Raw genomic sequence first — 6,253 nt, 5'->3', positions numbered from 1 at the left:
ACATCATACTTTAATCCACGCTTATATAATTCTTCAGCTTTTTCAAAAGAAATACCTTCAAAATGTAAAAGTCGATTATCCTTATTTTCAGTGATAGCACCCCCATTATATGAAATCACATATTGGTTTGCTTCATCAAAAAGATCCAATTCCTTTAATGTACCCTGAACTGTGTTATAACCTCTTCCTGTAGCCAGTACAAATTTAACACCTAAATCTTTCAACTTCTTAATGGCCTCAATATCTCTAGAATCAATTGTTCGATCAGGTTTGATCAAAGTTTCATCTAAATCACACGCAATTAACTTATACATAAGTAAACACCCTCCCTTAGATATGGAAAAATTATAAACCATCCTTTTTCAAAAAAAAAGTAGCATTAAAGCTACTTATAATACAGAACCAATCACATGAACTACAAAAGCTAAAATCCATGCAAGTACACATTGCCATGCCACTACACCGACTGCCCATCTTGCACCTAGTTCTCGTTTAATAGATGCGATAGCCGCAACACATGGTGAATAAATCAAACAGAATACAAGTAACGAAGCAGCTGATAGTGTAGTTAATGCACTATGTACACCACCTACAAATAATACTTGTAGTGTAGAAACAACACTTTCCTTAGCCATAAACCCACTAATCAACGATGTCACAATACGCCAATCTTGAAGTCCTAATGGCGCAAATACAGGAGCAATCCATCCGGCAATCATTGCCAAAATACTTTGGCTTGAATCTTTGACCATATCGAATTGTAAATTAAAGCTTTGAAGGAACCATACAAGTACAGTTGCCACAAAAATAACCGTAAAGGCTTTTTGTAAGAAATCCTTCGCCTTTTCCCACAACAATTGACTCACATTCTTTAATCCAGGCAAACGATAGTTTGGAAGTTCCATCACAAATGGAACAGCTTCTCCTTTAAATAAAGTGTTTTTAAATAAAAACGCGATTAAAACACCTACGACAATGCCCAAAACATAAAGTCCTGTCATAACTAGGCCGCCTTGTTTTGGAAAGAATGCATTCACAAAGAAGGCATAAATAGGTAATTTTGCGGTACAAGACATAAATGGCGTCAACAAAATCGTCATCTTACGATCTCTTTCACTTGGTAAAGTACGTGTCGACATAACGGCTGGTACCGTACAACCAAATCCAATCAATAAAGGAACGATACTTCTTCCTGACAGCCCAATCTTTCTTAATAGTTTATCCATAAAGAAGGCTACACGCGCAATATATCCACTATCTTCCATCATAGATAAAAAGAAGAATAGTGTCACAATGATTGGTAAGAAAGATAAGACAGAACCTACACCCGCAAAGATACCATCAATCACCAAACTATGTACAGCATAGCTTACGTGAGCACTTGTCATCCATGCATCCACTACTTGTGTGATCCAATCAATACCTAGTTCTAACAATCCTTGAAGCCATGCACCAACCACATTAAATGTTAGATAGAATACAAGCAGCATTATTCCAATAAACATAGGAATTGCGGTATATTTACCCGTTAAAATACGGTCAATTTTTTCACTTCGAACACGCTCTTTACTTTCTTTAGGTTTTACTACGGTTTGTTCACAAACCTTTTCAATAAAGGAAAAACGCATATCGGCAATGGCTGCACTATGATCGAGTCCACGCTCTTTTTCCATTTGAAGCACAATGTGCTCAATCATTTCTTTTTCGTTATCATCTAAATCCAAACGATCAAGAATCAAATTATCGCCTTCAATAATTTTACTAGCCGCAAAACGCAAAGGAATATCTACCTTTTTGGCATGATCTTCAATCAAATGACAGATGGAATGTATACAACGGTGAACGGCTCCACCGAAATCATCTTCCCCACAAAAATCTAAACGGCCTGGTCTTTCCTGATATTTCGCAATATGAATCACATGTTCAATCAATTCATCAACACCTTGGTTTTTAGCTGCAGAAATAGGTATAACTGGTACACCAAGCATAGCCTCCATACCATTGATATCAATCGAACCTTGATTGTTGGCAACTTCATCCATCATATTAAGTGCAACAACCATCGGAATATTCATTTCTAAAAGTTGCATAGTCAAATACAAGTTTCGCTCAATATTTGTGGCATCTACAATATTAATGATAGCCTTAGGCTTATCATTTAACACAAAATTACGCGATACAATTTCTTCACTCGTATAAGGTGACATCGAATAAATACCCGGTAAATCTGTCACCATTGTATTTGGATACCCTTTGATTGGGCCATCCTTTCGATCGACGGTTACACCCGGAAAATTTCCTACATGTTGATTCGATCCCGTTAATTGATTAAACAAAGTGGTTTTTCCACAGTTTTGATTTCCTACCAAGGCATATGTCAAACAAGTTCCTTCTGGCAAAGGATGTTCATCTGCCTTTACATGATATTTACCATCTTCACCTAAACCAGGGTGAACGGTGTTATTTATATTTTCTGCACTCTCATGCTTTCTTGTTCTCTCATCAATTAATTCAACCAATATTTTTTCAGCTTCATCTAAACGAAGCGATAATTCATAACCATGAATCTGCAATTCCATTGGATCACCCATAGGCGCAAACTTTACAACTGTAACCTCAGCTCCAGGTATAACTCCCATATCTAGAAAGTGTTGTCTTAATGCACCCGTTCCTCCAACGGCCTTTATCAATGCACTCTGTCCTATTTTTAACTCTTTTAACGTCATGCATATCCCTCCCTAATCAGTCTAATTATATCCACATTATTTGTGTAGTCAATTATCGTATATCATATTTTTTAACTATTCGTTGACAGAATACTTCCACTTGTTTACAATTGAACTGTTCACAAGTAAACATTAGGAGGGCATATGTTGACTATAGAAGAATTTTTACGTTTATCCAATCGATTGCGTGAATATTACGGCAAACAAATCAAAGATCGATTTTCAGAATACACTTTTTCCCCAAATGAAATTTCGATTTTGATTTTACTACAAAACAACACATCCATTACAACAAGCACACAGCTTCGTGTTGTACTCGGTGTTTCAAAAGCTTTGGTTTCTCGAAGTGTAACAAGTTTGGAACAAAAGGGATTGATCACAATGAAGAAAGTTTCAGAAAATAGAAGGATTTCTTATATTGAATTAACAGAAGAAGCGATTCCTATATTAGAAAAAATCTCTATTGAGATTGATAAAATCAATCAAGTTTTATTCAAGGATATTCCCACAAAAGATATTCAATGTATGATTGATACAATGAATAAAATGAATGAAAAAATAGAAGGAGCAAATTAAAATGAAATTTACAACAGCGTCCGAAGTGGATTTAGGACATGAAAAAGTTGGTAAGTTACTCTTTATGTTGGCGGTTCCTGCCATCTTAAGTCAAATTGTTAACTTACTCTATAACGTGGTTGACCGCATGTATATTGGTCACATTCAAGATGTAGGGGCCATCGCCCTAACAGGCGTAGGCGTTTGTCTTCCAATTATAATGATTGTATCCGCCTTTGCGTGCTTAGTCGGTATGGGTGGTGCCCCAAGAGCTAGTATTTATATGGGTAAACAAGATAATCCTACTGCTGAAAAAATCATGGGTAATTGTTTTATCGCATTGATTATGATTTCATTAACTCTAACTGTATGTTTATTAGCTTTTCAAACACCATTACTACAATTATTCCAGGCAAGTTCAAAAACAATTGTTTATGCCAAACAATATATGGGTATTTATGCCTTAGGAACCATTTTTGTCCAAATGACACTCGGAATGAATGCCTTTATTTCTTGTCAGGGATTCTCTAAAACAAGTATGATGACCGTTTTAATTGGAGCTATCTTAAACATTATTTTAGACCCTATCTTTATCTTTGGATTCAATATGGGCGTAAAAGGGGCTGCATTAGCTACCATTATTTCGCAAGCTATCAGTGCAATTTGGGTTATTCATTTCTTGAGTGGTAAACAGACGGTTCTTAAGTTAAAAAAAGAAAATTTTAAAATCGTACCAAGCCTATTATTTCCTAGTTTAGCTTTAGGTATCGCACCTTTTGTGATGCAGTCAACAGAAAGTTTGATTTCTTTATGTTTCAATATGCAACTCTCTAAATTTGGAGGGGACGTTGCGATTGGAAGTATGACCATTCTAACGAGTGTTATGCAGTTTGCGATGATGCCAATACAAGGATTAACGCAAGGTGGACAACCCATCATCAGTTACAACTTTGGTGCTAAAAATGGCCAGTGCGTTAAAAAAGGCTTTTTACTTCAAACACTATGTTGTTTCACATACGCAAGTATCATCTGGATTCTAGTGGAATTATTCCCTCAAGTATTTATTTCTATTTTCACAAATGATCCAGAATTAATGGCAATGGCAAGCTGGGCCATTCGTATCTATATGGCATGCGTATTATTGATGGGACTTCAGATTTCTTGCCAACAAACCTTCATTGCGTTTGGAAATGCCAAGATTTCCGTTTTCTTAGCTATCTTTAGAAAGATCATTGTCTTAATTCCATTGATTTTTATCTTACCAAACATCTTATCCGATCATATCTTTGCGGTATTCCTAGCCGAACCAATCGCTGACTTTATTGCGGTAAGCACAACAATAACTTTATTTATTAAAAACTTTAAAAAGACATTAGCACAAATGAGTTATGAACAATCATAACTCATTTTTTAGTATATTCAATAATTCTTCTTTCCTATTCTTTTCCGGATGATAAAAAGCGTATTTTAAACACATATTCAAAGCTTCTTGAATCTGTTTTCCTCTGAAATTTGTCGCATCTATAATATCCTTTCCATTCAACGCAAGTTGGGATATACACATACAACGATTTCTATTTTGGATGTAATAGTCATAGAATAATTCTACATCGACAGCTGATTTTTGTCCCAATTCAGAATGGGCCATCGCATCACAATAACGAATTTGAAGTAAGTTCAATAAGTGTTCTTCATCCAAATTATATGTAATGCGATATTTATAAATACAATCTAAATCACAAGTAAATTTATCATCATGATGTAAGACATAGAATGGAACCCACTTTCTTTGTTCATTTGTAAGTTTAAAGCGTCGACAAAGCTCTTTAGATAATTCACTTCCTACCTTCGCATGATGCTTAAAATGATCCCTTCCATTCAAATCGGTTGTCTTTACTTGTATTTTGCCTAAATCGTGGAATAATAGCGCAAAGGCCAAAGTTTCATCATATGGTTTTAAATAGCACATCGCATCTAAAGTATGATGCAAGACATCGGTATAGTGATAGATTGAGTTTTGACTACACATCAATGCCAAATCCAACTCATTAAATACTGGTTTTAAAAGAAGTGTCATATCGGCCAATACTTGTGGATTTGTTTCCATGATTTCTTTTAATTCATGCACAATTCTTTCTATAGATACATATTGAATCAAAGATGCATTTGTATCGATGGATGTTTTTACTGTTTCATCCATCGAAAAGCCTAGTTTTGCACAAAAACGATAGGCACGCAACATTCTTAGAGCATCTTCATTAAATCTTCGATCTGGATTACCCACACATCGAATGACTTTCGCTTTAAGATCAAATTGTCCTTTATACGGATCAATCAAGCCACGACTTGGATGATAGGCCATCGCATTCACAGTAAAATCACGTCTTGATAAATCTTCTTCAATTGTAGAAACATATTTCACACTATCTGGATGACGATGATCCTTGTATTCACTCTCTAAACGGAAAGTTGTGATTTCAACGGGTGAATTTGATAAAACTGTTACCGTTCCATGCTTGAGTCCTGTTCCCACACTTCGATCAAATAAATTTAGTATCACTTCAGGTTTGGCGCTTGTACAAATATCATAATCATGGATTGGTCGATCTAGTAAATAGTCACGTACACATCCACCTACCACATACGCTTCATATCCAATATCATTTATTTTTTGAATGATTTCTAATATATATTCAGGTAATTTCATACTTCTATTATATAAGAAAAAGGTGCTTAATTGCACCTTAATTACTTTGTAACCTTTACATATGTTGGAATTGTATCCGCCATAATTTTCTTGGCAAGTTCCATACTTCCAAACATGAATTCAAAACCTTTTCCATAACTTACAGGCGTACAGAAGTTTCCTAAATCTTGAATTGTTTGTTTATCATCATTAATCATATCCACAACTAAGAACCAGTGGCTAGGCTGATCCTTCACAATTCTTTCTTTCAAATAAATAGAAAGAA

General features: G+C 35.2%; 6 protein-coding genes. 2 read left to right on the top strand and 4 right to left on the bottom strand.

Features of this window, described 5'->3' with window-relative positions; translation table 11 throughout:
* Together ACZQCL_RS05335 and feoB are read right to left on the bottom strand one after the other, a co-directional pair.
* A partial coding sequence (locus tag ACZQCL_RS05335) for an HAD family hydrolase (protein WP_482482083.1) occupies positions 1-314 on the bottom strand: 314 nt, incomplete at its 3' end.
* A 75-nt stretch (positions 315-389) separates the two neighbouring features.
* Positions 390-2,726, bottom strand: a complete 2,337-nt coding sequence (feoB, locus tag ACZQCL_RS05330; RefSeq protein ID WP_482482081.1) for a ferrous iron transport protein B — start codon at positions 2,724-2,726, stop codon at positions 390-392.
* Positions 2,727-2,870: 144 nt separating this feature from the next.
* On the opposite strand from feoB, the gene ACZQCL_RS05325 reads away from it, so the two are divergent.
* Together ACZQCL_RS05325 and ACZQCL_RS05320 are read left to right on the top strand one after the other, a co-directional pair.
* Positions 2,871-3,302 carry a MarR family winged helix-turn-helix transcriptional regulator gene (locus tag ACZQCL_RS05325; protein ID WP_227992433.1) on the top strand — a complete coding sequence of 144 codons (432 nt, stop codon included), beginning with the start codon at positions 2,871-2,873 and terminating at the stop codon, positions 3,300-3,302.
* Position 3,303: 1 nt separating this feature from the next.
* Entirely contained in the window at positions 3,304-4,683 is a 1,380-nt protein-coding gene (locus ACZQCL_RS05320; protein ID WP_482482078.1) for an MATE family efflux transporter, read from the top strand.
* On the opposite strand, the gene ACZQCL_RS05315 is transcribed toward ACZQCL_RS05320, so the two are convergent.
* Complete coding sequence (locus ACZQCL_RS05315; RefSeq protein WP_482482076.1) at positions 4,678-5,988, bottom strand: CCA tRNA nucleotidyltransferase; 1,311 nt, start codon at positions 5,986-5,988, stop codon at positions 4,678-4,680. The two genes, ACZQCL_RS05320 and ACZQCL_RS05315, sit on opposite strands and share 6 nt — an antisense overlap.
* A 41-nt stretch (positions 5,989-6,029) precedes the next feature.
* The coding region (locus ACZQCL_RS05310; protein WP_482482074.1) for an enhanced serine sensitivity protein SseB C-terminal domain-containing protein at positions 6,030-6,253 on the bottom strand (224 nt) is incomplete at its 5' end.

This window comes from Holdemanella sp. (assembly GCF_056804935.1).
Note: the sequence above shows the minus strand (reverse complement) of the source record. Positions and strands in the feature narration are given on the sequence as shown.

What these genes read in the sequence shown, in the direction of transcription:
- feoB (WP_482482081.1), bottom strand. Translation starts at nt 2,726, where the DNA reads ATGACGTTAAAAGAGTTAAAAATAGGACAGAGTGCATTGATAAAGGCC.
- ACZQCL_RS05325 (WP_227992433.1), top strand. Translation starts at nt 2,871, where the DNA reads ATGTTGACTATAGAAGAATTTTTACGTTTATCCAATCGATTGCGTGAA.
- ACZQCL_RS05320 (WP_482482078.1), top strand. Translation starts at nt 3,304, where the DNA reads ATGAAATTTACAACAGCGTCCGAAGTGGATTTAGGACATGAAAAAGTT.
- ACZQCL_RS05315 (WP_482482076.1), bottom strand. Translation starts at nt 5,988, where the DNA reads ATGAAATTACCTGAATATATATTAGAAATCATTCAAAAAATAAATGAT.